Raw genomic sequence first — 24,204 nt, forward strand, 5'->3', positions numbered from 1 at the left:
GTTCGCGCGGCACTCCGCCCGCGCGGCCGCAGGCGGGGGAGGATGCGGCGCCTATGCGCGGACGCGCTGGGGCGGGTGGAAGGCCGCGGTGGTACCGGGGGACCACAGGACCGAGGCCGGCGGCCCCGGCGGGTGGGGAATCCCGGCGGCGGGAAGGAGGTCGCCGCGGTAGGAGCGGAGCTCGGCGCGGTGGAGCGGCCAGGGCGGGTGGGAGACGGGGAGCCAGACGGTTCTTCCCAGGTGGGCGGTGTGCAGGCCCCAGCGGGCGGTGAGGAAGACCTCCAGGTCGGCGGGCTCGGGGATCCGGTCGCCGACGGCGACGTGCCAGCGGGCGGTCGCTGGCGGTCCTGGCAGGCGGCGGCGGACGGCGCCGGCCGCGCCTTCGGGGCCGGAGCGCAGCGACACGTCGGACCAGATGTAGGGAACCCCCGCCAGGGCGCGGGCGGCGAGGACGCTCGGCAGCGCGTCGGCGTCCATGGTCGCGAACACGACGCCGCGGCGCCCCTGCCGGTCGACGGAGTACAGCCGCACGTTGACCTCGTCGAACCCTCCGGTCGGCACCGTGCCCAGGGCACGCGGCGCGGCGACGCGGAACGCCACCAGACCGGCGTAGGTCCGCCCCGCCAGCGTGTCGGGGCGCGTGCCGAGCGGCAGGAGGTGGCGTACGGCGCCGGGATCGGCCTCCCAGTGGACGAACACCACGTCGCGCCAGTGCTGGGTCAGCAAAACGGGCACGGGCCGGGCCGACGCGCGGGCCGGAGGCGGCGCGTCGTCGGGATGTTCTCGCGGCCACTGCTGCACGTCCACCCTCCAGCGGACTGGGGCGCGTGCGGCGCCCGTCGGCCGGCCGCCTGCGCCGGCGGCCTCCGAAGCGGTGCGGCGCGGCGCCCCTCCGTCACCGCCGCGCCTCCGCCGGGACCTTCCGGGAGTGGCGGTCGAAGGTCCGGCGGCACTGCAGCATACCCACACCGACCGGCGAGTCGGCCGCGGTGCGGATGCGGAAGGCGGTGCGCAGCGACCCCGGAACGCCGGAGGCGGCGCCCACCGCGCGCGAACCCGTCGCGGGGTCCGGGGTGAGTAGGAAGCCCGGCGCCGTGAAGCCGGGTCCGCGCGAGTGGGCGCCCACGACGCCGGCGACCGAGGCCATGACGCGGGCGACCGAGGCCATGACGCGGGCGAGCGCCGGGGATGCCGGGGGGACGAGGAGCCCAAGCCAGCCTCGGTGTACCGCCCGTACCGCCCGTACTGTCCGCGCTGCCCGCACCCCACCGCACCGCCCGCACCCCCGAGAAAGCGGCGGGTCCCGCCCGGAACGGCGGGCGGGACCCTGGGGAGGCCGCAGACGAGGGCGGGCGGATCAGGCGTGGGGGTCGAACTCGATGCCGGAGGGCTCGGCCTTCTCCAGGTCGGCCTCGAAGTTGCCGTCCTTGAGTGCCAGCCGGGCGCTGCCGAAGTCGGCGGCCACGAGCTTCTCCCGGATGCCGGACGGGAAGTTGTTCCAGCTCACCAGGTCGGGGTACTGCCAGGTCCCGTCGTGGTTCTCCGGCGGGTCGTCGTGGTCGGCGGCGAAGCGGAAAGCGTGGGTGCTCGCGCCGTCCTTGTGGTAGACGATCTTGGCGTGGGTGCCCTCCCAGCGGATGTCGGAGGCGGCGCGGGTGTCGTAGTCGCCGTGGGCCGAGGCCGAGACGTAGCGGGCCTGGTCGTCCTTCACCCAGACGATCACGTGCTCCAGGTCGTGCCGGTGCCCGCAGCAGCCGTGCACGGTCTGGTCCTTCTCGAAGTAGAGCGCGTACATGTGGGCGCACCAGCCGCTGGGGTCGCACTTGGCGCGCGCGTAGGAGTTGGTGTTGTCCAGGTCCCAGCCGTCACGGCAGCTGCCGTTGAGCGCGCCGGAGGTCTTCAGTCCGGTGGCGACGGTGCCGTCGGCGCCGATGGCCGGGGTGGGGTAGCAGCCGTCGGTGTCGTAGTCGAAGGCGGGCTGCCACGTGCGGTCGGGCGCGGTCGCGTCGGCGGGGAGGGCTTCCGGCGGGTCGGCGAAGGCGGGGGAGGCGGGCAGCACGGCCAGCACCGCCGCGGCGGCGAGGGCGAGCCCGGCGCGCCGCCGCCCCGCGCGGGCGCGGCCGGGCGAGGGGGCGTGCGCGCCGGCCGCCTGCGGTGGCGCAGGGCGGCGGGTTTTTCGGACAGCCGAAGAAAAGGCGGAGAACACGCGTCCTCCGCCCATGGCGAGGATGTTCATTGAGCGGGGTATCCGATCTGCGCTGAGGGGTTCCGTCGCATTTCGTCGGGGCAGGGGCGGTAGTCGGGAATCGTCGACCGGAGTATCGAGGGACGTCGTCGGGGGCGGCCCCGGATTGCTGTTCGGCCGCGCTACGTCCGCCCGGCTGCGCGTCGCGCGGGCGAACGGCGCCGCGCGTAGGGAAACGGCGCCCGTGCGGAATCCGGTTCGCAATGGCGCGGCAAACGTAGCGGAGCCCCGACGGCTACTGCAAGGGGTCGCGCGGGTGCTCTGCGTGGCATTCTCCGAAGTGTCGGCGCGAATTCGCCGGCGTGCCGTTCTGTTCGCCGAAGCGGTGGGGAACAGCCGTGCCGCCGCGTGCGGCGTCCGCTCAGCTCAGGCCGTGTCCGCTCCGCCGGAGCCGGCGCGTCGGCTCCGGCCGACCGGCGTTTCGGGCACTCTCGGCGCTCGTTCGGTCGCCGAGCGGAGTCGGTGCGCTCCGCGTACATCGGCACAGCTCCACCCGGGTAGCACAGTTCACGACCGAAAACGTGATCCACATCATGCTCTTGGGGGAGCTATGGCTGAGAACAGGGGCGTCGCCTACGCGGGCCCCGGCCGCGTACAGCTCGTCGACATGGACTACCCCGAGTTCGTCCTCAAGGACGGCCCCGGCGTGAACCCGGCGAACGTGGGGCGGCCCGTGCCCCACGGCGCCATTCTCAAGGTCGTCGCCACCAACATCTGCGGCAGCGACCAGCACATGGTCCGCGGCCGCACGACCGCACCGGAAGGGCTGGTGCTGGGCCACGAGATCACCGGAGAGATCGTCGAGAAGGGGCCCGACGTCGAGTTCCTCGATGTCGGCGACCTCGTCTCGGTGCCCTTCAACATCGCCTGCGGCCGCTGCGCCAACTGCAAGGCGCGCCGCACCGGCATCTGCCTCAACGTCAACCCGGACCGGCCGGGCTCGGCCTACGGCTACGTCGACATGGGCGGCTGGGTCGGCGGCCAGGCCCGCTACGTCCTGGTGCCCTACGCCGACTGGAACGCGCTGCGCTTCCCGGACAAGCAGCAGGCCATGGACAAGATCCTCGACCTGACCATGCTCAGCGACATCTTCCCCACCGGCTACCACGGCTGCGTCACCGCGGGGGTGGGGGTGGGCTCCACGGTCTACATCGCCGGCGCCGGCCCGGTCGGGCTCGCCGCGGCGGCCTCGGCGCTGCTGCTCGGCGCCGCCGTCGTGATCGTCGGCGACCTGAACAAGGAGCGCCTGGAGCAGGCGCGCGCCATCGGGTGCGAGACCGTCGACGTCTCCGAGCAGGACCCGCGCGACCGGATCGAGCAGCTGCTGGGCGTTCCCGAGGTGGACGCCGGCGTCGACGCGGTGGGCTTCGAGGCCCGCGGTCACGGCGCGGACGCCGCACGCGAGGCGCCGGCGACGGTGCTCAACACGATGATGGAGGTCACCGCCGCCGGCGGGGCGCTCGGCATCCCCGGCCTGTACGTCACCGGCGACCCCGGTGCCGCGGACGAGGCCGCCCGGGAGGGCTCGCTGTCCATCCGCATCGGCCTGGGCTGGGCGAAGTCGCACGCGTTCTTCACCGGCCAGTGCCCGGTGATGAAGTACAACCGCCAGCTGATGCAGGCGATCCTGCACGACCGGGTGCAGATCGCCCGGGCGGTCAACGCCACGCCCATCCCGCTGGAGCAGGCCGACCGCGGCTATCAGGAGTTCGACAAGGGCGCCGCCCGCAAGTACGTCCTCGACCCGCACGGGCTGCTCGCCACCGGCTGAGCCTGATCCGGCGGCTGTCTCCCGCCGCGCGCCGACGGCGGGCGACGGGAGACCCGCGCCGCGGCGGCGGCGCAGGCCCCGCCGCGGCCCTGACGCGTGTTCCGGACGCGGGTCCGCCGATGATGCGCCGACCACCGGCGGCGGCGCGCGCCCGCGGGCGGCCCGCAGGGTGGCAAGCCTCATCGGAGGTGGAGAACCCGCCGCCCCGCGGTGTTTACTTCTGCGGCGGCCCCGTTCGCCCCGACCGCATCCCGATCCCGGCAAGGAGACCGTTCGCCATGACGACGCTCCCCGCGGCACCGCCGCGCCCGCGCTCCCAGCGCAAGCTCGACACGCTCGCCCGGCTGGAGTCCGACGTCGACGCCTGGGTGGCCACGGCCGGCGGCCCCGGCGGCACGCCCTACATGGTGCCGCTCTCCTTCCTGTGGGACGGCTCGGCGCTGCTGCTGGCCACCGCCGCGGCGAGCCCGACCGGGCGCAACCTGCGCCGTTCCGGGCGGGTCCGGATCGGCGTCGGCCCGACCCGCGACGTTGTGCTCGTCGAGGGCGAGGCCGAGGCCCTGGCGGCGGCGGAACTGACGCCGCAGACCCTCGACGCGTTCGCCGCCAAGACCGGTTTCGACCCCCGGGAGTCGGAGGGCAACCTCTACTTCCGCGTCCGGCCGCAGCTCGTCCAGGCCTGGCGCGAGGTCGACGAGCTGCCCGAGCGCGACCTGATGCGGGGCGGCCGCTGGCTGGTGTGACGGCGCATCGCGCGGGCTCCGCGGCGGCACCCCGCCGCGCCCGCTAGCTAGCGCGGCCGTGTGCGCAGCATGTTCAGGACGACGGCCGCGAAGACCTTGCTGCCGTGCTGGTTGAACAGCTCGACGCGGGTGCGCAGCAGGCCGCGGTCGGGCTTGGACGAGGACGGGCGGCTCTCCAGCACCTCGGCGCGCATGCTCAGCGTGTCGCCCGGCCGCACCGGCGCGGTCCAGCGCAGCTCGTCCACGCCCGGGCCGCCCAGGCTCGCCAGCGGCGAGAGGTAGGCGTCGACGTACAGGCGCATCATCAGCGCCGCGGTGTGCCATCCGCTGGCGATCAGGCCGCCGAAGGGGCCGTCCTCGGCGGCGGCCGGGTCGACGTGGAAGGGCTGCGGGTCGTAGCGGCTCGCGAACTCCACGACCTCGTCCTGGGCCACCGCGGTCCGGCCGCAGTCGACGACCTCGCCGACCGCGTAGTCCTCCAGGTAGCGCTCACGGAACGGTACGCCGGGCGCCTGGCCGTCGGTTCGCGTACTCACAGCCGGGTCTCCGCATCCTCTTCGGCAGGAACGTGCGCAACTCTAGCGCCCGGCGGCTCCCGCGCAGGCCGGCGCCCTCAGCGGGCCGCGGGCTCCTTGAATGTGGCGGAGGGAGGGCGCCCCGCGCCCTCGTCTTCGGCCCGCGGCCGGCGGGGCAGGCAGGCCGCGGTCGCCAGGGCCGCGAGCGCCGCGGCGGCGCCGATCGCCATCACGGTGCGGAACCCGTCCTGGGTGGGCACCATGGTTCCCCCGAGCGGCTGCCGGTCCGGGTGATCCGCGACCTGCTCGGCGTGCCCGGCAGCGACCGCGACCGGTGCTCGCGCTGGTCGGACGTGCTGCCCACCCTGACCCGCTGCCGCCGCGCGCCGCGGCGCGGCCGAAGGCCCCTAGCCGGGCCGCGGTCAAAACCGTGCGCGCGGAGGAGGCGTCGGAACCGGGCCGAGGTGGCGCGCCGGTGCCGGAAGCAAGAGACAATAGGGCGATGAGCGACAGCGAACGCGGCAACGGCGGCGTGCCCGCCTGGGCGCTGCCCGTCCGGATGCGGGTCGAGGCGCACGACGGCCACCGCTGGGTCCTGTACGTGGCGCTGGGCGGGCTCCTCGCGGGCGCGGCCATGGCGGTCTTCGGTCTGCCCCCGGTCGACCTGCACAGCCCGCTGCACTACATGGGCGTCATGATGCCCACCTGCGGCGCCACCCGCGCGGTGTGGGCCGCCATGAGCGGCGACCTGGCGATGTCCCTGCGCTACAACCCGCTGGGGATCGTGCTGGTGGCCGGTGCCTTCGCCACCCTGCTGCGCCTGGCCGCCGGGCTGGTGACCGGGCGCTGGGTCAACGTGCGCGTCGTCTCCTGGCCCTCCGCCGCCGTCGTCGCGACCGTGCTGGTGATCGCCCTGGAGGTGAACCAGCAGCTCAACCGGGACCTGCTGCAGACCTCCGCCGAGAACGCCACGCCGCTGGCCACGATGGCGGTCTACGCCGCCGGCGCGGTGCTGGCGGCGGTTGTCGCGGTGGTGAGCACGCGCTCCGGCCGCGCCGCCCGCCGCGCCGGGCGGGTGTCCGCGCGCTGAGCCGGCTCCCGGATCGGGCGGCGACGGCGGGCGCCCGAGAGCGCCCGCGCGGCCGTCACGGGACCTGCCCGCGCCCGCGCTTGACGACGAGCCCGAGCGCGACCATTCCGGTCCCCAGGAGCAGGTGCAGCCAGTTGTCGGGCGCGTTGACGGGCACGAAGTTGGCCGCGGACTCGGGGTCGACCACCATCCCGTAGACCCACAGCACCAGGTACACCGCGCCGCCGCCGATCAGGTACACCCGGGCCGCCGCCGGGAGGAGGGCCGCCGCCAGGCCGGCCGCCCCGAACACCAGGTGCACGACGTTGTGCAGCACGGACACCCGGAAGACGCCCAGCAGCATCGCGTGCGATCCGGGTCCCGCCCACTCCAGCGTGCCGTACTGGGCGGTCGCGAAGGGGACGAACCCCAGCACCCCCACCAGCAGGAAGACCGCTCCGACGATCCCGGCGACGACGCGGGCGGGGCCCCGCGTCGCGTCGGGCACCGTTTTCTGCGACGCCCGGCTCATGCTCGCCCTCCTTCACCTTCGCTGCGCCGGCGGGCCGCCCGGCCGCCGGGCGGCCCGCCCGCGGCGGTCGGCGCCCCGCTACCCGGCACCCCGCGGCCCAACCGGCGCGCAGCGGCCGGCCCCGAACGGAAATGCGGCGGCCGGGGCGCGAGAGGGAAGCCGCGCCCCGGCCGCCGCGTGAGGGGGCGTTCGGGTCTCGAGCGGGTCGGAAGGAGCCCCGACCGGGCCGGCCCTAGCGCAGCGGCCTGACGGGCTGGCCCAGCCGGTCGATCTCGGCCTGGGTGCCCCAGAACTTCACCAGCACCTCGCGCCGCGGGGGCGGGCCCAGGTAGCTGCCCAGCAGGAACAGCGCCAGGGCGACGGCCGAGGACGTCGCGATCGGGAACATGCCCAGGGCGAGTTCGGGAGCCCAGTTGTTGACGAGCGTGTACCAGACCATGCCGCCCGCCATCCCCAGGCCCGCGCCGAGGGCGTTGGCGCGCTTCCAGTACAGCCCCAGCACCAGCGGGAAGAAGAACGCCACCTCCAGTCCGCCGATGGCGTAGATGACCAGCAGCTCCAGGTAGTCCGGCGGATTCAGGGCCAGCACCAGCACGATCGCGGTGAGCCCCAGCGTGGTCGCCGAGGTGACCGCGGATATGCGGCCGTCGCTGATGCGCGGGTTGACGTAGGTCACATAGAGGTCGCGCACGATGGTGCCGCTGACCACCAGGATCATCGCGTCCACCGTCGACATCACCGCCGCCAGCGGCGCGGCGAACAGCACACCGGCGAGCCCCGCCGGCAGCACCTCAATGATCGTCGTCGGCAGCGCCAGGTCGCCGACCTCCATGTCCGGCTGGAAGTAGCGCGCGATCATGCCCATGGTCAGAAAGCCCAGGGTGATGACGGTCATCACCAGCGGGCCGACCTTCATCGCGGTGTGCACCGAACGGGAGTCGCGGTAGCTCATCGCCCGCACGGCCAGGTGCGGCAGCACGCCGAACATCAGGCCCAGCTGCAGCGAGTAGGAGGCGATCATCTGCGGCGTGAACCCGGCGGGACCGGGCAGCGTGAACAGCTCCGGTGCGGTGCTCATCACCTGCTCGTTGACCGGGCCCATGCCCCCGGCCGCGGTCAGCAGCGCCACCCACACGACCACCGCGCCCACCAGCATGATCACGCCCTGCAGCACGTCGCTCATCGCGTCGGCGAGGAAGCCCCCGAAGGCCGTGTAGAGCGCGATCAGCGCCGCCAGGCACACCAGCAGCACCCGGTAGTCGGCGCCGGTCGCCGCCTCCAGGAGCCTGGTGCCGCCGACGAACTGCGGCACCATGTAGGCGGTCAGGAACACGACGATGCCCAGCGAGCTGACGACCACCACGGCCGGGCTCTCGTAGCGGTGCCGCAGCATGTCCACGATCGACAGCGCGCCCAGCTTGCGCCCGACGATGGCGAACTTCTTGCCCAGCACCGCCAGCGCGATGAAGGCGGTGGGCACCTGGAAGACCGACACCAGGATCCAGCCGTAGCCCTGGCCGTAGACCAGGCCGGGGCCGCCGATGAACGTGCCGGCGCTGGCGCCGCTCGCCAGCAGCGTGAACATCAGCAGCAGCCAGCCCAGCGAGCGCCCGCCCATGTAGTAGTGCTCGGTCTTGTGGCCTTCGGCGACCGCCCGGCGCCGCTGGAAGCTCCACCAGGCGATCACCAGGAGCACAACGGCGTAGAGCAGGATCGGGATGATGACGCCCCAGCGCATGGTCGGCTACCTCTCGTCGGGCTCCCCGGCGTCGCCGCCGGCGGAGAGGGGGATGTCGGTGAAGAAGCGGTGCACGAGGATGAAGGCGACACCGGAGAAGAGCAGGCAGGTCACCGGTACCGACCAGAAGAACCAGGCGGGAAAGCCCAGGACGAAGGAGATCTCGTCGGCGGCCTTGCCGCCGCCCAGCAGCCAGGCCGTCGCGGTGACGGCGGCGGTGAACGCGACCCAGTAGGCCAGTGCGATGAAGAGCTCCCGTTTTGCGGTGCGGTAGCGCGGGTCCTCCTCGAAGTCGGAGTCGCCGGGCCGGGTCTCGGGTTGCGGCATGGTTCTCACATCCCTTCGGGCCCCGGCAGCGGGTGTGCGGCCAGGCCGTCCACCAGCGCCGTGACCAGTGGTATCCGGTGCAGGGTGGCGTCGACGTCCACCCATTCGTGTTCGGCGTGCGGCCCGCCCCCGACCGCGCCCAGGCCGTCGAGGACGGGGACTCCCAGCGCGGCCACGAGGTTGGCGTCGGAGATGCCGCCGACGGCGGCCGACTCCGGCGGCCGTGCGCCCAGCTCGCGGGCGTGCCGCGCCGCCCGCTCAAGCAGGGCGGCCGCCGCGCTCTCCTCCATCGGCGGGCGGTTGATCCCGCCCTCGACGCGCACCTCGACCCCGGTCGGCGCTTCGGCCAGGCGGCGGATGCTCTCGTCGGCGCTGCGCTGGTCGGCGGCGGTGCGGGCGCGCACGTCCAGGTGCAGCTCGGCGCGGTCGGGGACGGTGTTGACGGTCTGGCCCGCCCGCGCGAGCGTCGGGGTGACCGTCAGCCCGCGCTCGGGCGCGCCGAGCCGCCCCGACTCGGCGACCAGTTCGGCCATCCGCACGAGGGCGTTGCGCCCCTTGTGCGGTTCCAGACCGGCGTGGGCCGAGACCCCCCGGCAGTGCAGGGTGTAGATGGACCACCCCTTGCGGGCGCGCTTGAGCGCCCCGCCCTCGGCGGCCCCCTCCAACACGAGCACGGCCCCGCACGCCCGCGCCTCGGCCTCGATCAGCTCGCGGCTGGCGGCCGAGCCCACCTCCTCGTCGCCGGTCACCAGCAGCGTGACCGGCACGTGCGGCGCCAGCCGGGCCAAGGCGTGCAGGCCGACGAGCAGTCCTGCCTTCATGTCGAAGACGCCGGGGCCGCGGGCCCTGCCGTCCTCGACCGTGAACGGGCGCTCTGCCGCCGTGCCCAGCGGCCACACCGTGTCGCGGTGGCCCAGCAGCAGCACACGGCCGGGAGCCCGCGCGTCTCCGCGGCGCCAGACCAGCGCCGAGGGCCCGCCCGACAGCGCGAGGCGCTCCGGCGCTGCGCCGGTGACCGCCTCGCCGACTGCGGCCAGGCGGTCGCCGCACCGCTCGACCGCGGCGGTGTCGGCCGATGGCGACTCCTCGTCGACCAGCGAGCGCAGTGCCGCGGTGAACTCCTCGACCATGGACGTTGCCTCCTCGAAGACGCGTAGCCGACAGTTTCGGCGAGTGATCATCGCGCTGTAATGATCCGCTGGTATGAAGAACCGCACGGAACTTGTCGTCTGCGACAAGGAGGTGGGGGCCACGTGCACGGACCGATGCTGAACACGGTCGTCGACGCCATCGGGGCGAACCTGCTGTCGGTGTGGGCCGAACCGCCCGACCCCGCGGTGCGCTGCAACGGCGTCGTGATCCACGACTCCGCCGCGGAGTTCGCCGCCGAACCCGGCGACCTGCTGCTGGCCGTGGGCGTCGACGCCGCGGGCGCCCCCGATGTGCTGGAGGAGGCGGCCCGGCGCGGCGCGGCCGCGGTGGTCGTGCGCGGCTCCGCCGAAGCGCGCGAGCGGCTGGGCACACTCGCCCGGCACGCAGGTGTGGCGCTGCTCGCGCTGGAGTCGGGTACCGGCTGGGCGGAGTTCTCCGGCCAGCTGCGCGGCCTGCTCACCACCTCGGGCGCGGGCCTGGACGCAGAGGCCTCCGCCCCGCCCGTGCGCGAGCTCGCCGACTTCGCCAACGCGCTGTGCGAGTCGGTCGGGGGCTCGGTGATGATCTTCAACCCGCAGCAGGAGGTGCTCGCCTCCTCCCGGCTCGCCGACTCCGACGACGCGATGCGCCGGCAGGCGGCCCTCGACCAGCGCGGCCCCGCCTGGTACCGCTCCCGGCTGCGCGAGCAGGGCGTCTACCGGCGGCTGTGGCGCGACGGCGACGTCGTCGACATCCCCGCCGTCCCCGAGCACGGGATCAACCGCCGCATGGCCGTGGCGGTGCGCTCGGGCGACGAGATCCTCGGGTCGATCTGGGTGGCCGAGCGCGGCGGACCCCTGCCCGAGGACGCGCCCGTCGTGCTGCGCCGGGCCGCGGCGTCGGCCGGCCAGTACCTCTCGCGGATGGGCGTGCGCACCCAGACCCGCCGCCGCGCCGCCGAGTCGGCCGCCCGCAGGCTGCTGGACGGCACCGCCGAGGACGAGGCGCTGGAGTGGCTCGACGTCGACCGGGACCGGCCCGCGGCCGTCCTCAGCTGCGTCTTCGCCGACGGCCGGCCGCACGACACCCGCGCGTTCGCCGACCTGCTCAGCGTGCACCTGCCCGCTCTGGACCACCCGGCCGTCCCGGTGGCCTCGCGCGGACGCGTCGACGTGCTGCTGTGCGGGGTGGAGGGGCGCGGCGGCGCAGAGCTGGCCGGCGCCGTCCGCGAGGTCGTCGCGCGGGCGGCCGCCGCGGCCGGCTGCGCGGTGCTGGGCGCGCTGGGCACGGTCGTGGCCGACGCCGGGCGGGCCCCCGAGTCCCTCGCCGAGGCCGACCTGGTGCTGCGCGTGCTGCGCGGCCGGGGCGGCGCGCACACCTGCGTCGTGCATCCCGGCGAGGTGCGCGCCGCCGTCGGCGCACTCGTGCTGGCCGACCGGGTGGCCGAGGACGCGCGCTTCGCCGACGGGCCGGTGCCCGACCTGCTCGCCTACGACCGCCGGCACCACACCGACTACGCCGCCAGCCTGGCCGCCTACCTCGACGCGTTCGGCGACGTGATCGCGGCCTCCCGCGCGTTGCACGTCCATCCCAACACCCTGCGCTACCGGCTGCGCCGGATGGGTCAGATCTGCGGAATCGACCTCGACGATCCCGACGAGCGGCTGGTCGCGGCACTGTGCCTGCGCCGGTCGGGTTTGGACCTGCGCACAAGGGGGGCGGCCGAAGCTCAGAGCCGGGCATGAGGCCCGGGCCCGCCCTCCGCCGCCATACTGGCGCCGTGAGCAACCGACGCGAGCCCGGCGCGCCCAGGGCGCGTTCCGCGCAGGACCGCCGCGCCGCCCCGCCCCCGCGCGGAGCCGGACGCCGGCCCCGCCGCGGCCCCGCTGCGCGCACGGCCGCGGAGTGCGCGTGAGCACCGCCGCGGGCCTGAAGCGGGCGGCGTATGCGGCCGTGGAACGCCGCGCCGACGCGATCGCGTCCCTCAGCGACGAGCTGATGCGCACTCCCGAACCCGGCTACGCCGAGTACGCCACCGCGGCGCGCTTCGGCTCCTGGCTGGAGGACCTCGGGCTCACGCCGCGCACCGGGCTCGCCGGCACCGGGGTCGCGGCCGTGCTGCGCGGCCGCGACGACGGCCCGCGCATCGCGCTCGTCGGCGAGCTGGACGCCCTGGCCCTGCCCGAGCACCCGTTGGCCGACCCGGCGACCGGAGCGGCCCACGCCTGCGGCCACCACGCCCAGATCGCCGCTGTCGCCGGTGCCGCGCTCGGCCTGCGCGAGGTGATGGCCGAGCTGGACGGCTCGGTCGCGCTGATCGCCGCGCCCGCCGAGGAGCTGGGCGACGCCGACGCCCTCCTCGACGCCGCGGCCGGCGCCCCCGGCGGCGCGGACGGCCCCGATGGGGCGGAGCGGGCCGACCGCGCGGAGTTCCCCGTCGGCAAGGCCGAGCTGCTGCGCACGGGAGCGTTCGACGGCGTCGACATGGCCCTGCTCGCGCACACCGGGCGCGGCGGCGGTCCGCGCTTCTCCGTGGGCGACACGCTCAACGGGTCCTGCCTCGTGCGGGCCCGCTTCGGCGGCCGCTCCGCACACGCGGGGTCGACCCCCTGGCTGGGCGTCAACGCCCTCAAGGCCGCCACTCTGGCCGCCCACGCGATCGACGCCCAGCGCGAGGCCTTCCCCGAGGACGAGAGCGTGCGGGTCAACTACCTGGTCACCGGGGGAGGGAGCGCGCTGGGCTCGGTGCCCTCCTCCGCCGTGCTGCACGCGATGGTCCGCGCCGCCGGCGTCGACGCGCTGCGCCGCGCCGCCGAGACCGTGGCCCGCTGCGCGCGCGCCGGCGCGCTAGCCCTGGGCGCGCGGGTCGAGACCGACACGCTGCTCGCCTACCTGCCGCTGCATCCGGCCCCGGCGCTGGACGACGTCGTCGCCCGCAACGCCGGGCCCGTCGTGGGGGACGCGCCGACCGCCCGCGGCCGCCACTTGGGCGCCTGCACCGACATGGGCGACCTCGCCCACGTCATGCCGGTGTCCCACCCCTACTGCGGCGGCGCCGCCGGCGACCACCACAGCAGCGACTACCGCGTCGTCGACCACCGCGCCGCCGCCGTGGAGCCGGCGCTCTACCTCGCCGGCACCGTCGTCGACCTGCTCTGCGACGGAGCCGCGGAGGCCCGCCGGGTGCTGCGCGAAACACCGCCGCGCATGTCCGTACCGGAGTACCTGGACCTGCGCCGCAGCATCACCCGCCGCCGGACATGGGAGGAAACGTGAGCCGCACAGTGCTGGTCACCGGAGCGTCGGGAGGGATCGGAGCGGCCGTCGCCCGCCGGTTCCTGGCCGAGGGGGCCGCGGTCGTGCTCAGCGAGCGCGACGAGGAGCGGTGCGCGGCGGCGGCCGCGCGGCTCGCGGCGCCCGAGCGCGTCAGCACCGTCGCGGCCGACGTCGCCGACCCCGAAGCGGCCCGCGCCTGCGTCCGCACCGCCTGGGAGCGCGCCGGCGGGCTGGACGCGCTGGTGAACGCGGCCGGCGTCTACCCCAGCCGTCCCCTGCTGGAGATGACCGACGCCGAGTGGCGGGGCGTGCTCGCCGCCAACCTCGACGGACCCTTCGCCCTGTCGACCGAGTTCGCCCGGTCCCTGGTCGCGGCGGGACGTCCCGGCGACATCGTCAACATCACCTCCGGAGCGGGCGAGCGGGCGCGGCGGGGAGCGGCGCACTACTGCACGTCCAAGGCGGGGCTGACCATGCTCACCAAGGCGCTCGCCCTGGAGTTCGCCGAGCACCGCATCCGCGCCAACGCCGTCTCACCGGGGTTCATCGAGGTCGGCAGCGACGTCAACCCGCTCGCGCCCGACTACGTCCGCGCCGTGGAGGCCGGGCGGCCCTGGCCGCGGCCCGGCGTGCCCGACGACGTCGCCTCGGCCGTGGCCTACCTGTGCTCCGACGGCGCCGAGTGGATCACCGGCACGACCGTCACCGTCGACGGGGGAGTGGGGGCCGGCAACGCCGCGCTCCCGCAGGCCTGAGAGGAGGAGCGCGATGCCGCACGGATACGTCTGCCTCACCTTCGACTTCGACGCGCTGTCGGTCTGGGTCGACCGCGGCCAGCTCACGGCGACCCCGCGCTCGCGCGGGGAGTTCGCGGCGGTGGCGGTGCCCCGGCTGCTGGAGGTGCTGGCGCGGCGCGGGCTGGCGGCCACCTGGTTCGTTCCCGGCCACACCGCGCGCACCTATCCCGAGCTGTGCCGCCGTATCCGCGACGGCGGGCACGAGATCGCCCTGCACGGCTACGCCCACGAGAACGTCGCCGTCCTGGAGGAGGACGCCGAGCGGGCCGTGCTCGACCGCTCGGTCGAGGCGCTGCGGGAGGTCGCCGGCACCGAGCCCCGCGGGTTCCGGGCCCCGGCCTGGGACCTGTCGGAGAACACCGTGGCGCTGCTGAACGAGCGCGGGCTGCGCTACGACAGCTCCATGATGGGCCACGACTACGCGCCCTACCGGTGCCGCACCGGCGACCGGGTGGACGCCGAGGGCACGGTGTGGGGCGAGGAGACCCCGCTGGTGGAGGTGCCGGTCAGCTGGAGCCTCGACGACCTGCCGCACCTGGAGTTCCTCAGCTCGCCCGCGCGGACCCTGCCGGGCCTGGGCGACGCCGAGCGCATGTTCGCCGACTGGGAGCTGGACCTGCGCTACATGCTGCGCGAGACCGAGCAGGGGGTGCTCACCGTCACCTTCCACCCCCAGGTGATCGGCCGCGGCCACCGGCTGCTGCGTCTGGAGGAGTGGCTGGACCGCGTCGCGGGCCACGGCGTAGAGTTCGCCACCGTCGGCGCGGTCGCCGACCTGGCGGTCGGCGGCGCCCGGCTGGGCCGCCCCAAGGCGGCACCGCCGCGCGGTTGAGCCGGGTCCGCGCCCCCTGTGCCGGGCCGGGCGCTGCGCCGAGGACGCACATCCGCCGCCGGCGGAGCCGATGCGCCCCGACGGGGATAGTGTCGGGAGCCGCGGAGGCGTGCGCGTGCTCGCGGGAGGCGCCGTACCGCGGAGTGCCCGCTGCATTCGCCCGCTGATCCGCGGGGACCCGCGCCGGCGTGGCGCGGGCATGCGGAGCGTGAAGGGAGCGGGCCGTGGGCCGTCGTTTCGAGGAACTGGACTGGCGCCCGACACCGATGGGCGACCTCGTGCTGCGCCGCAGATGGGACCCCGTGTTCCGTGCCGACGTGCACGAGATCAAGCTCGGCGACGACTTCCTCATGTCGAGCCTGTTCACCGTCGCCGAGGAGGAGATGGCCCGGCTCGCCCTGGGCGAGCCGGAGGGGGGCCCGGTGGACGTGGCGGTCGGCGGCCTCGGTCTGGGGTTCACCGCCGAAGCGGTCCTCGACCAGCCGGAGGTGGCCTCGCTCGTGGTCGTCGAGGCGCTGGGCGAGGTGATCGAGTGGCACGAGCGCGGGCTGATCCCGGCGGGGGTCCGGCTGACGGGCGACCCCCGCTGCCGGTTCGTGCACGGCGACTTCTTCGCGATGAGCGGCTCGAAGGACGGTGTCGACCCCCAGGAGCCCGGGCGCCGCTTCCACGCGGTCCTCGTCGACATCGACCACTCGCCGAGCCACCTGCTCGACGAGAGCCACGCCGACTTCTACACGGTGGAGGGCCTGCGCCGCCTGTCCCTTCTGCTGCACCCCGGAGGCGTCTTCGCGCTGTGGTCCAACGACCCGCCCGAGGCGCGGTTCTCCGCCCTCCTCGGCGAGGTCTTCGCCGAGGTGCGCGCCGAGGTCGTCGCCTTCCCCAACCCGCTGCAGGAGCGCGACGCGGCCAACACGGTCTATCTCGCGACCACCCATTCGACCTGAACGGGCACCGCCTCAGCGGCCCGCCGCGTAGCCCTGCATGCCGCGCGGGTTGGCCGCCGCGGAGACGACCCCCGTCTCCGGGTCGCGTGCGACGGCGCACAGCCGGCCCTCCGACCACGCCTCGCCCACGGTCACGTCGTGCCCGCGCCGGCGCAGCTCGGCGACCGCCGCCTCGGCCATGCGGGACTCGACGGTGATCGAGCCCGGCCGCCACGCGCGCGGGTAGAAGGAGCCCGGGAAGCTCTCGGTGTGCCAGTTGGGCGCGTCGATCGCCCCCTGCAGGTCGAACCCGCCGCGCACCGCTCGGCGCAGCGCCACCGCCAGGAAGAAGTGCAGGCTCCACTGGTCCTGCTGGTCGCCGCCCGGGGTGCCGAAGGCCATCACCGGCTCGCCGCCGCGCAGCGCGAGGGAGGGCGTGAGCGTGGTGCGCGGCCTGCGGCCGGGGGTCAGCGAGTTGGGCAGCCCCGGCTCCAGCCAGGTCATCTGCAGCCGCGTGCCCAGGGGGAACCCGAGCGCGGGCACCACCGGGTTGGAGTGCAGCCAGCCCCCGCTGGGGGTGGCCGCGACCATGTTGCCGTGCCGGTCGACGACGTCGACGTGGCAGGTGTCGCCGCGGGTCACGCCGTCCCGGGCCACGGTCGGCTCTCCCGCGCCCGCCGCCGGCGCCGCGTCGCCGGTGCGGGACAGCGCGTTGCGGCTCAGCCGCGGCGTGCGGCCGCCGGGAGAGCCCGGGCGCAGCTCGTGGGAGGCCGTCTCGCCGACGAGGGAGCGGCGCGCGCGGTTGTAGTCCTCGGAGAGGAGGTCGGCGAGGGGGACGTCGGCGGCGTCGCCGTACCAGGCCTCCCGGTCGGCCATGGCCAGCTTGGTGCCCTCGGTCAGAGTGTGCACGTACTCGGGTGTGCCGTAGCCGAGGGCGTCGGGGTCCTGCGGCAGGAGGGCGAGCTGCTGGAGGAAGACCGGGCCCTGGCTCCACGGGCCTGCCTTGCACACGCGCCAGCCGTTCCAGTCGTAGCCGACCGGCTCCTCGTAGGAGGCGGCGAACGAGGCCAGGTCCTCACCGGTCAGCACGCCGGCGTGGCGCTCGCCGGAGGAGTCCATGGCGGGCCGGGCGGCGAAGGCGGCCAGCTCCTCGGCGACGAAGCCCTCCCGCCAGACGCGGCGGGCGGCCTCAACGGTGTTCTCGCGGTCCCCTCCCGCGGCCCGCGCCTCACCGAGGAGCCGCCGCCAGGTGGCCGCGAGCGCGGGGTTGCGCAGCAGGGCGCCCGGCCGCGGCGTGCGGCCGCCGGCCAGGTACAGCTCCGCGGAGCTCGGCCATTCCGACTCGAACAGCTCCCGCACCGTCTCGACGGTCTCGCCGACGCGTTCGACGGCGGGATGGCCGCGCTCGGCGTAGCCGATGGCGTAGGAGAGCACGTCGGCGAGCGGCTTGGTGCCGTAGTCGCGCAGCAGCAGCATCCAGGCGTCGAAGGCGCCGGGAACGGCCGCGGCGAGTGGGCCGGTGCCGGGCACCAGGTCCAGCCCCAGCCCGGTGTAGTGGTCCACCGTGGCCCCGGCGGGGGCCGGGCCCTGACCGCACAGCACCAGCGGGCGGCCGCCGGCCGGCGCGAGGACGATCGGCACCTCGCCGGCGGGGCCGTTCAGGTGCGGCTCGACGACCTGGAGCACGAATCCGGCGGCGACCGCGGCGTCGAACGCGTTGCCGCCGTCCTCGAGGACGGCCATGGCGGTGCCGGAGGCCAGCCAGTGCGTGGAGGCCGCCATGCCGTAGGTGCCCTGCAGGGTCGGTCTGGTGGTGAACACGAAGCGGGGCCTCCTCGGCGTGTCCGGACGCCGGCCGGACCGGGGGAGCGGGGGTCGGGGACGGGCGGGCCGGAGCCCGCGTGATCCGATGGTAGGACCTGCGGGCCCCGGATGGACAGCCGCCCGCGCAACGCGCCCGCGGCGCGGCCGCTCTTGCCTCCTATGCGGGTCCGACCCCGGCCACGCGGGCCTCGGGCGGCTCCATCCGCGGCGAGCGCCCCCCTCCCGGCGCGGCACCGAGCAGCTCGAACGGGCGCGGTTCCCGGCGGCGTTCGCATCCGGGTCCCACCCGCCCTCGCGGGCCTGCTGCGACCGCACGATCGCCCATTCCACGGCCGCCGGCGGGGCCGATCGAGGGTCGCCGCGCACCGCGTCCGCTTCGACCCTCCCACCGACAGCTCTGCCGCGGCCGCGGTCCTGGACCGCCGAGAACCACGAGGCGGCCGACGAGGTCGCAGCAGCGCCGCGGAGGAGCACGGTTCGCGCCCTGCTGTCCCCGGCGCGGCGGCGCTGGGACGCTCTGTCCGCGATGCTGCGCGACGGGGCGTTCTACCGGCCGCCGGTGGCCCTGGCAGCTCGACGAACCCCTAGAGGCACCTTCGTCCCGCGCGCCCGCACGGCGCCGACCGCACGCGCCCGGCCGGGCCCTCAGGCGCGGTCGAGGCGGGCGATCTCCTCCTCACTCAGCCGCAGGTCGGCGCCGAGCGCGCTGTCGTGCACGGTCTCCGGCCGCGAGGAGCCCGGGATGGGCACCACGACCGGCGACTTCGCCAGCATCCAGGCCAGGCACACCCGCTGCGGGCTGACGCCGCGGTCCTCGGCCACCGCCGCGAACGCCGAGTAGTGGGAACCCAGGTCGGCGGCCTCCCGGATGCCGCCCAGCGGGCTCCAGGGCAGGAACGCGACGCCGAGCTCCTCGCACAGCCGCAGCTCGGGCTCGCTGGAGCGGAACTTCGGCGAGAACTGGTTCTGCACCGAGGCCAGGCGCCCGCCGAGCACCTTGTGCGCGGTGCGGATCTCGCCGGGGTCAGCGTTGGAGATCCCCGCCATCAGGATCTTGCCCTCGTCGAGAAGCTCGGCCAGCGCCCCGACCGACTCGGCGTAGTCCACGCCGGGGTCGGGACGGTGGAACTGGTAGAGGCCGATGGCCTCGACACCGAGCCGGCGCAGGGACGCCTCGCACGCCCGCTTCAGGTACTCGGGGCGGCCGTCCAGGGTCCAGGTGCCGTCTCCGGGCCGCAGGTGCCCGCCCTTGGTGGCGACGAGCACACCGTCTGCGGCCGGGCCGGCGGCTGCGAGCGCCTCGGCGATGAGGGACTCGTTGTGGCCGACCTCGCCCGCCTCGCGGTGGTAGGCGTCGGCGGTGTCGATGAGGGTGATGCCCTCGTCCAGGGCCGCATGGACGGTCGCGGTCGCGCGGGCGCGGTCGGGCCGCCCCTCGATCGACATCGGCATGGCGCCGAGCCCGATGGCGCTGACCGTGCGTCCTCCGATACTGCGGTTGTGCATGTTCCGGATCTCCCGAAAGGTGGCTGGCGTATGCGGTGCGCCCCGGAGGCCGGCCGTTGCTCCGCCCTCCGCGGCGCTCCCAGCTTCGCGCCGACCCCACTAAGCTGTCCAAGAAAACAAAGCGATGGAACTGTTCGATTGCGGTGATCAATCGTGGAGCTGCGCCAGCTGGAGTACTTCGTGGCGGTGGCCGAGGAGCGCCACTTCACCCGAGCGGCGCAGCGGGTGCTCGTGGCCCAGTCCGGGCTGTCGGCGTCGATCCGCTCCCTCGAACGCGAACTGGGCGCCCGCCTCTTCGTGCGCAGCACCCGCCGGGTGGAGCTGACCGACGCCGGCCGCGCCCTGCTGCCCGAGGCGCGGCACGTGCTCGCGAAGGTCTCCGGCGCCCACGACGCGGTCGCCGCCGTCCAGGGCCTGCTGCGCGGCACCCTGACCGTGGGCAGCCTGCAGTGCCTGGCGGACCCCGACGTGCCGGCGCTGCTGGGGCGCTTCCACGGCAAGCACGCCGGCGTCGAGATCCGGCTCCAGCAGGACGGCGCCGCGGCGCTGCTGGAGGGCGTCCGCCGCGGCGCGGTCGACATCGCCTTCACCTCCACCGGCGCGGGCTCCACCGAGGACCTGGAGGCGCTGCCCATCGGCGCGGAGCCGATGGTGCTCGCCTGCGCGCCCACCCATGCGCTGGCCGAGCGCGGCCGCGTCGGGCTGGGCGAGCTCGACGGCGCGACGTTCGTCGACTTCGGCCCCGGGTGGGGCATCCGCGAGGAGGTCGACGCCATGCTCGCGGGGGCCGACGCGCGCCGCCGCGTCGCGGTGGAGGTCAACGACGTCCACTCGCTGCTCGCGTTCGCCGCCCAGGGGCTGGGCATCGCCCTGGTGCCCGAGCACTTCTCGGCCAAGACCTCCGAGGCGTGCTTCGTCCCGATCGAGAACGCGCCGCTGTGGCGCACCGCGGCCGTCACCGCGGTCGGCAGCGCCGCCGGCACCGCCGCCCGCGCGCTGCTCGCCATGGTCGAGGAGGATCTCGCGTCGGGGCGCGCCGAGCCGGCACCGGCCTGCCGCGGCTGAGCGGACCCCGGCCGTTTTCCCGGGCGAGCCGCCCCGGTGGGCGAGCGCGCGGGAGGCGGCGGGCCCGAGCGGGCCGCGTTGACGCCTTCGCTGCATGCGGGATCGGGATCGGCCGGCCGTGTGCCCAAACGTGGGGAGAAGCCGAATGCGGTTCGATGCCCCGATGCCGGGTCGGGCACCGGTGCTTCCCACGGATTCCCCGAGAGTTCGGAATCCGGCGGCTCGGCTCCCGGTTCGCGACGGGTCCCCTCCGGAGCAGGGAGGGGACGGCGCGGCGCCCGCCTCCGTCTGCGCCGGGTCCGCCCCCTCCCGCGGTGGCCGCGTCTCGCGCCCCGGTTCGCCGCCGCAGCCCGGCTTCCGCGCGATAGGGTGGCCGCACCGACGGTTCGGCGCCGCGGGATCCGGCCCCGATCGCGGCGACCGCCTGACGGCGGCACCGCCCGCGATCGCCGCCGAGGGAACGCGGCGCGCCTTTCCCCTGCGGGGGAGACAGGGGGCGGTTGCGTGAGTCCGAGCGAGGCCGGCAGCGGTTCGCGGCGGCGCGGCCGCACTCTGAACATCGTGCTGTGGGCGGTGCAGATCCTGCTCGCCGCCTTCTTCCTCTTCCAGGGCGCCACGAAGCTGGCGGGCAGCGAGGACGCGGTCCGCCTGTTCACCGACATCGGCATGGGGCAGTGGCTGCGGTACGTCACCGGTGCCTGCGAGGTCGCCGGCGCCGTGGGCCTGCTGATACCGCGGCTGTGCGGGCTGGCCGCGCTGGGGCTGCTGGGGGTGATGGTCGGAGCGACGGCCAGTAACCTGCTCACCCCCGGCTACCAGTCCTTCGCGGTGCAGACCGTCGTGCTGGGCGCCGTCTTCGCCCTGGTGGCCTGGGGCCGCTGGCCGCGGACGCGCGAGCTGGCCGCGCCGCTGCGGAGGTGAAGGCCGCCCCGAGAGAAGGCGGTGCGCCGGCTCGGCCCGCGAGCGCCGGTGGACCTCGTCGGCGACCGGGCGGCCCGGTGCCGTCGGCAGGCGCAGTTCGCCCGCGAAGAAGGCGGTGCTGCGCCGGACCGGTCCGCCCTCGGGCGCTTCGAACACCGGGCGGCGGCGCAGGGGCGCGCGCCGGCCCCTGAGTCGGCCGGCGCCCCGTTGACACCGGGACCTCCGCGCCGTCAGCGGTGCGGACCTCGTAGCGGGCCCCCGAGGTGCACCCCGCCGTCGGTGCGCACGAGGTTCCCGTCCGCGCCGCCGTCCCCCGCACCCGCGGCCTGATCGGCGCGATCGACTGGACCGGCCCCACGGCCCGGGACCGCACCCTCCGCACCCTCCGCATCCTCGCCTGCCGCTTTCCCGCCGCTGTGGGGCGCGTTTCTCCTGTTCCCTGCAGGCGTCGGTGCTCATGGTGCCGATCCGCGGCGTCGGCGGCAGCGTCATCGTCGCCGTGCTCGGCGTCCACTCGATCCTGGAGGGGTTCGCCATCACCGTCGGCGGCGGTGCCTGAAGCACCGGCCGCCGCGGCCGCCCTGTCCCCGTCCCCCGGGCCGGGACGGCCGCCGACCCGGTCGGCGCGCGCCGCCGCTCACGTCCGCCGCAGGCCCGCCTCGTGCGCCAGGACGGCGGCCTGCACCCGGTTCCGCAGCCCCAGGCGGGAGAGGATCGCGCTGACGTGCGCCTTGACGGTGTCCTCGGCCAGGTGCAGCTCCCGCGCGATCTCGGCGTTGGAGGCGCCCGCCGCGAGCAGGGCGAGCACGTCCCGCTCACGGCGGCTCAGCACGCCGACGCGCTCGCGGGCCTCGGCCGCAGGAGGCTCCGGCCGGTTCCGCAGACGGGCGACCACGCGCCGGGCGACCTGGGGGGACAGGAACGCGCCGCCGTCGGCCACCGCGCGGACCCCGGCCATCAGCTCCTGCGGCTCGGCGGTCTTGAGCAGGAACCCGCTCGCACCCCCGTCCAGCGCGCGGGTGATGTAGTCGTCCTGGCCGAACGTCGTCAGGATGGCGACCGCCGTACGCGGCGACGCGCGCAGGATCCGCGGCACCGCGCTCAGCCCGTCGCTCTCGGGCATCTGGATGTCGACGAGCGCGACGTCGGGGCGGTGCAGCCCGGTCAGCTCGACGGCCCGGCTCCCCGTACCCGCCTCGGCGACCACCTCGATATCGGGGTCCGCGGAGAGGATGGTGGCGATGCCCGCCCGGATCAGGGCCTCGTCGTCGGCGAGCACGACCCGGATCACCGGGCTCCCCCCTCTGCTCCGTCGCCGTCACCGACGGGCACCGCCGACTTGGCGACCAGCTGGCCCTCGGCGAAGCACAGCTGGTAGGCGGTGGTAGCCGCGCCGGGCAGGGTGACCTCCGAGCGGTAGTAGCGACACCGGGCGCCGTCGGCGGGCGCACTGCTGCGCTCGGACGGCGGGTCGAGCATTCGCATCGCCGGAAGGACCTCCTCGACCCGCCGCTGCTCCTGCCCGACGCGCAGGCGGGCGAACTCCGCCGGCTCCAGGACCGAGCCGGCGGACACGTAGCCGTAGTATCCCAGCCACGCCGCCGCCAGCACGCCGAGCAGCGCCGTCGGGGCCAGTACCGCCGCGCCCAGCGCGCGCCGCTGGGAGGCGGAGTAGCGCGACGCCAGGTCGGCGGAGCTTCCTCCGCCCGCGCGGCGGTCCCCGGCCGCGGCCGCGGGCACGTGCGCGACCACCTCGAATCCGCCGTCGCCGCGGTCGCCGTATTCGACCGTGCCGCCCAGCGGGTGCAGCCGCCGCGCCAACCCGGCCAGCCCGCTGCCGCCGGAGGCCCCGTCCGCGCTCGGAGCGCCGCGCGGCGCTCCGCTGCGCACCCGCACCGTGCACCCGCCCTCAGCGCCTTCCTCGGCGTCGATGCGCACCGCGGCGCCCGGGGCGTGCTTGGCCGCGTTGGTCAGTGCCTCCTGGACCACCCGGCTCAGCGCACGCTGCTCCGGACCGAGGCGGCGGTCGAGCAGCCCGGCACCGCGCACCTCGACGTCCATGCCCGCGTCGCGGGCGCGGTCGACCAGCTCCCCGGCGCTCTGGCTCAGCGGGTCCCCCGCCAGCGGGTCGCCGGTCTCCCGCAGGATCCCGATGATCTCCTGCAGCCGCTCGACGGCCGCGGCGGCGCCGGACCGCACCTCGCCGGCCGCGCGCCGCAGGTCCCGCTCTCCGTAGTCCGGCGCCACTTGCATCGCACCGGCGCGTACCACGACCAGGCTCAGCTCGTGGCCCAGGGAGTCGTGCATCTCCTGGGCGATGCGGGCGCGCTCGCGCAGCCGCTCGCGCTCGGCCACCAGGTCCCGCTCGCGCTCCAGCAGTTCGGCGCGGCGCCAGCCGAACGAGGCCGCTTCGGCGCGGCGCCGCAGGTAGCGGCCCAGCAGCCAGGGCAGCACCGCGACGAGTACGGCGGAGGCCGCCGTGGCGAAGGCCTCCGTCACTGTTGCCCGGCCCAGCAGCGCGGCGGCCGGCCGGAGCACGGGTAGCGCAGCCGCCAAGAGTACCAGGGCGAGCCGGTCTCGCGCGGAGAGGCGGCCGCAGAGGAAGGCCAGGACGCCAACGGCCGGGGCGGCGACCGACACCGGGCCGCCTCCGGCGAGTGCGGCGCCGGTGTCCGCGGCCGCGCACAGCACGAGGGCCGCCCACAGAGCGGTCTCCCGCGGGCCCGCGCCGGCGGTGCGCGCAGCGGGGAAGGGGGCTGGTGTGTCGTCGAGCGGCTGCACGGTGCCAACCGTACAGAACAGCCGCGCCGGTATCTTCGCCCGTCAGTGGGGGGTTCGAGGGGACAGGGCGCCACGGAGGCGGGGGTGGTGCGGCTCCGGATGCCACGAAGGTGCGGGCGGGATCGGGCACCTTCGCACGATGCGCGGCCGGCCGCCTGCTGCCTAGCGTTTCCGGGCACGCATCCGGACCACGTGGGAGGAAAGT

23 protein-coding genes are annotated in these 24,204 nt (G+C 75.5%); 10 read left to right on the forward strand and 13 right to left on the reverse strand.

The window, feature by feature from the left end; translation table 11 throughout:
- Positions 1–51: 51 nt before the first annotated feature.
- The 3 genes from ABEA15_RS00495 to ABEA15_RS00505 form a co-directional block, all read right to left on the reverse strand.
- Entirely contained in the window at positions 52–801 is a 750-nt protein-coding gene (locus ABEA15_RS00495) for a YqjF family protein (protein ID WP_345554960.1), read from the reverse strand.
- Positions 802–895: 94 nt separating this feature from the next.
- The gene (locus ABEA15_RS00500; RefSeq protein WP_345554961.1) at positions 896–1,168 is read right to left on the reverse strand and encodes a hypothetical protein; all 273 of its coding nucleotides are present in this window, start codon (positions 1,166–1,168) and stop codon (positions 896–898) included.
- A 189-nt stretch (positions 1,169–1,357) separates the two neighbouring features.
- Positions 1,358–2,236 carry an NPP1 family protein gene (locus tag ABEA15_RS00505; RefSeq protein ID WP_345554962.1) on the reverse strand — a complete coding sequence of 293 codons (879 nt, stop codon included), beginning with the start codon at positions 2,234–2,236 and terminating at the stop codon, positions 1,358–1,360.
- Between the two features lie 559 nt (positions 2,237–2,795).
- Here ABEA15_RS00505 and fdhA point away from each other — a divergent pair.
- Together fdhA and ABEA15_RS00515 are read left to right on the forward strand one after the other, a co-directional pair.
- Positions 2,796–4,016, forward strand: coding sequence for a formaldehyde dehydrogenase, glutathione-independent (gene fdhA / locus ABEA15_RS00510; protein ID WP_345554963.1), 1,221 nt, complete (start codon positions 2,796–2,798; stop codon positions 4,014–4,016).
- 278 nt (positions 4,017–4,294) lie between these two features.
- Positions 4,295–4,759, forward strand: coding sequence for a pyridoxamine 5'-phosphate oxidase family protein (locus tag ABEA15_RS00515; RefSeq protein ID WP_345554964.1), 465 nt, complete (start codon positions 4,295–4,297; stop codon positions 4,757–4,759).
- Between the two features lie 47 nt (positions 4,760–4,806).
- On the opposite strand, the gene ABEA15_RS00520 is transcribed toward ABEA15_RS00515, so the two are convergent.
- Positions 4,807–5,295, reverse strand: a complete 489-nt coding sequence (locus tag ABEA15_RS00520) for a MaoC family dehydratase (RefSeq protein ID WP_344140226.1) — start codon at positions 5,293–5,295, stop codon at positions 4,807–4,809.
- A gap of 77 nt (positions 5,296–5,372) precedes the next feature.
- Entirely contained in the window at positions 5,373–5,537 is a 165-nt protein-coding gene (locus tag ABEA15_RS00525; RefSeq protein WP_345555213.1) for a hypothetical protein, read from the reverse strand.
- Between the two features lie 239 nt (positions 5,538–5,776).
- Between ABEA15_RS00525 and ABEA15_RS00530 the strand changes: the two genes are divergently transcribed.
- On the forward strand, positions 5,777–6,364 hold the full coding sequence (locus ABEA15_RS00530; protein WP_344140222.1) for a DUF2752 domain-containing protein: 588 nt from the start codon (positions 5,777–5,779) through the stop codon (positions 6,362–6,364).
- 55 nt (positions 6,365–6,419) lie between these two features.
- Here ABEA15_RS00530 and ABEA15_RS00535 read toward each other — a convergent pair whose 3' ends face one another.
- The 4 genes from ABEA15_RS00535 to ABEA15_RS00550 all read right to left on the reverse strand — a co-directional run bounded on the left by ABEA15_RS00535 (position 6,420) and on the right by ABEA15_RS00550 (position 10,121).
- Positions 6,420–6,875 (reverse strand): DUF4383 domain-containing protein, encoded by a 456-nt coding sequence (locus ABEA15_RS00535; RefSeq protein WP_344140220.1) that lies wholly within the window; start codon positions 6,873–6,875, stop codon positions 6,420–6,422.
- Between the two features lie 232 nt (positions 6,876–7,107).
- Positions 7,108–8,613 carry a sodium/pantothenate symporter gene (gene panF / locus ABEA15_RS00540; RefSeq protein ID WP_345554965.1) on the reverse strand — a complete coding sequence of 502 codons (1,506 nt, stop codon included), beginning with the start codon at positions 8,611–8,613 and terminating at the stop codon, positions 7,108–7,110.
- Positions 8,614–8,619: 6 nt separating this feature from the next.
- Positions 8,620–8,940, reverse strand: a complete 321-nt coding sequence (locus ABEA15_RS00545; RefSeq protein WP_344140216.1) for a DUF997 family protein — start codon at positions 8,938–8,940, stop codon at positions 8,620–8,622.
- 5 nt (positions 8,941–8,945) lie between these two features.
- On the reverse strand, positions 8,946–10,121 hold the full coding sequence (locus ABEA15_RS00550) for a M20 family metallopeptidase (protein WP_344140214.1): 1,176 nt from the start codon (positions 10,119–10,121) through the stop codon (positions 8,946–8,948).
- A gap of 72 nt (positions 10,122–10,193) precedes the next feature.
- On the opposite strand from ABEA15_RS00550, the gene ABEA15_RS00555 reads away from it, so the two are divergent.
- The 5 genes from ABEA15_RS00555 (at position 10,194) to ABEA15_RS00575 (ending at position 15,923) form a co-directional block, all read left to right on the forward strand.
- Positions 10,194–11,816 carry a PucR family transcriptional regulator gene (locus ABEA15_RS00555; RefSeq protein WP_345554966.1) on the forward strand — a complete coding sequence of 541 codons (1,623 nt, stop codon included), beginning with the start codon at positions 10,194–10,196 and terminating at the stop codon, positions 11,814–11,816.
- 166 nt (positions 11,817–11,982) lie between these two features.
- Entirely contained in the window at positions 11,983–13,347 is a 1,365-nt protein-coding gene (locus ABEA15_RS00560; protein ID WP_345554967.1) for a M20/M25/M40 family metallo-hydrolase, read from the forward strand.
- A complete protein-coding gene (locus tag ABEA15_RS00565) occupies positions 13,344–14,102 on the forward strand; it encodes an SDR family NAD(P)-dependent oxidoreductase (protein WP_345554968.1) in 759 nt (252 codons plus the stop codon). The genes ABEA15_RS00560 and ABEA15_RS00565 overlap by 4 nt, the downstream gene beginning before the upstream one ends.
- Positions 14,103–14,115: 13 nt before the next feature.
- The gene (locus ABEA15_RS00570) at positions 14,116–14,976 is read left to right on the forward strand and encodes a polysaccharide deacetylase family protein (protein ID WP_344140206.1); all 861 of its coding nucleotides are present in this window, start codon (positions 14,116–14,118) and stop codon (positions 14,974–14,976) included.
- 224 nt (positions 14,977–15,200) lie between these two features.
- Entirely contained in the window at positions 15,201–15,923 is a 723-nt protein-coding gene (locus ABEA15_RS00575) for a polyamine aminopropyltransferase (protein ID WP_344140204.1), read from the forward strand.
- 12 nt (positions 15,924–15,935) lie between these two features.
- On the opposite strand, the gene ABEA15_RS00580 is transcribed toward ABEA15_RS00575, so the two are convergent.
- Positions 15,936–17,684 (reverse strand): gamma-glutamyltransferase family protein, encoded by a 1,749-nt coding sequence (locus tag ABEA15_RS00580; protein ID WP_425579348.1) that lies wholly within the window; start codon positions 17,682–17,684, stop codon positions 15,936–15,938.
- 687 nt (positions 17,685–18,371) lie between these two features.
- Entirely contained in the window at positions 18,372–19,232 is an 861-nt protein-coding gene (locus tag ABEA15_RS00585) for an aldo/keto reductase (RefSeq protein ID WP_344140200.1), read from the reverse strand.
- A gap of 153 nt (positions 19,233–19,385) precedes the next feature.
- Between ABEA15_RS00585 and ABEA15_RS00590 the strand changes: the two genes are divergently transcribed.
- Both ABEA15_RS00590 and ABEA15_RS00595 read left to right on the forward strand, forming a co-directional pair.
- A complete protein-coding gene (locus ABEA15_RS00590) occupies positions 19,386–20,297 on the forward strand; it encodes a LysR family transcriptional regulator (protein WP_344140198.1) in 912 nt (303 codons plus the stop codon).
- A gap of 504 nt (positions 20,298–20,801) precedes the next feature.
- Positions 20,802–21,218 (forward strand): DoxX family protein, encoded by a 417-nt coding sequence (locus ABEA15_RS00595; RefSeq protein ID WP_345554970.1) that lies wholly within the window; start codon positions 20,802–20,804, stop codon positions 21,216–21,218.
- Between the two features lie 637 nt (positions 21,219–21,855).
- On the opposite strand, the gene ABEA15_RS00600 is transcribed toward ABEA15_RS00595, so the two are convergent.
- Positions 21,856–22,509 carry a response regulator gene (locus ABEA15_RS00600; RefSeq protein ID WP_345554971.1) on the reverse strand — a complete coding sequence of 218 codons (654 nt, stop codon included), beginning with the start codon at positions 22,507–22,509 and terminating at the stop codon, positions 21,856–21,858.
- On the reverse strand, positions 22,506–23,999 hold the full coding sequence (locus ABEA15_RS00605; RefSeq protein ID WP_345554972.1) for a sensor histidine kinase: 1,494 nt from the start codon (positions 23,997–23,999) through the stop codon (positions 22,506–22,508). The genes ABEA15_RS00600 and ABEA15_RS00605 overlap by 4 nt, the downstream gene beginning before the upstream one ends.
- Positions 24,000–24,204: the final 205 nt, after the last annotated feature.

The sequence above is a fragment of the Streptomonospora halophila genome (assembly GCF_039542725.1).
In the GTDB taxonomy this organism is placed as follows: domain Bacteria; phylum Actinomycetota; class Actinomycetes; order Streptosporangiales; family Streptosporangiaceae; genus Streptomonospora; species Streptomonospora halophila.

Coding starts and splice junctions, on each gene's coding strand:
- ABEA15_RS00525 (WP_345555213.1), bottom strand. CDS start 5,537: ATGGTGCCCACCCAGGACGGGTTCCGCACCGTGATGGCGATCGGCGCC.
- ABEA15_RS00545 (WP_344140216.1), bottom strand. CDS start 8,940: ATGCCGCAACCCGAGACCCGGCCCGGCGACTCCGACTTCGAGGAGGAC.
- ABEA15_RS00535 (WP_344140220.1), bottom strand. CDS start 6,875: ATGAGCCGGGCGTCGCAGAAAACGGTGCCCGACGCGACGCGGGGCCCC.
- ABEA15_RS00505 (WP_345554962.1), bottom strand. CDS start 2,236: ATGAACATCCTCGCCATGGGCGGAGGACGCGTGTTCTCCGCCTTTTCT.
- ABEA15_RS00570 (WP_344140206.1), top strand. CDS start 14,116: ATGCCGCACGGATACGTCTGCCTCACCTTCGACTTCGACGCGCTGTCG.
- ABEA15_RS00580 (WP_425579348.1), bottom strand. CDS start 17,684: ATGGCGGCCTCCACGCACTGGCTGGCCTCCGGCACCGCCATGGCCGTC.
- ABEA15_RS00550 (WP_344140214.1), bottom strand. CDS start 10,121: ATGATCACTCGCCGAAACTGTCGGCTACGCGTCTTCGAGGAGGCAACG.
- ABEA15_RS00515 (WP_345554964.1), top strand. CDS start 4,295: ATGACGACGCTCCCCGCGGCACCGCCGCGCCCGCGCTCCCAGCGCAAG.
- ABEA15_RS00530 (WP_344140222.1), top strand. CDS start 5,777: ATGAGCGACAGCGAACGCGGCAACGGCGGCGTGCCCGCCTGGGCGCTG.
- fdhA (WP_345554963.1), top strand. CDS start 2,796: ATGGCTGAGAACAGGGGCGTCGCCTACGCGGGCCCCGGCCGCGTACAG.
- ABEA15_RS00585 (WP_344140200.1), bottom strand. CDS start 19,232: ATGCACAACCGCAGTATCGGAGGACGCACGGTCAGCGCCATCGGGCTC.
- ABEA15_RS00500 (WP_345554961.1), bottom strand. CDS start 1,168: ATGGCCTCGGTCGCCCGCGTCATGGCCTCGGTCGCCGGCGTCGTGGGC.
- panF (WP_345554965.1), bottom strand. CDS start 8,613: ATGCGCTGGGGCGTCATCATCCCGATCCTGCTCTACGCCGTTGTGCTC.